This is a genomic window from Nonomuraea sp. LPB2021202275-12-8 (assembly GCF_037044575.1).
Taxonomy (GTDB): Bacteria; Actinomycetota; Actinomycetes; order Streptosporangiales; family Streptosporangiaceae; genus Nonomuraea.
Genome location: NZ_JBAHWD010000171.1, coordinates 1 through 374, shown reverse-complemented (window position 1 = coordinate 374; position 374 = coordinate 1). Strand labels below are relative to the sequence as shown.

The 374-nt window shown below is 67.6% G+C and carries 1 pseudogene; it reads right to left on the bottom strand.

The window, feature by feature from the left end:
• Positions 1-374: pseudogene (locus V5E28_RS49235) on the bottom strand (non-ribosomal peptide synthetase); the annotation flags it as partial.

Genomic DNA, 374 nt, shown 5'->3' with positions numbered 1-374 from the left:
TCGTCGAGGTCGCCGTGGGGGACGACGAGCGCGGCCAGGCGGCGGGCGGCCCCACCGACCGTGGTGGCCACGGCCCGCTCCACCCCCGGATGAGACAGCAACGCCGCCTCGATCTCACCCAGCTCGATGCGATGACCACGGACCTTGACCTGATGATCGACCCGGCCGAGAAACTCCAACGTCCCATCCGGCCAGTAACGACCCAGATCACCGGTCCGATACCAGCGCAACCCGTCATGGGCGACGAACTTGACCGCCGTCGTCTCCGGATCACCCCGATACCCCTCGGCCACCCCCACACCACCGATCCACAACTCACCCGGCACCCAGTCCGGGCAATCACGCCCCAGACCATCCACCACACGGAAACACTG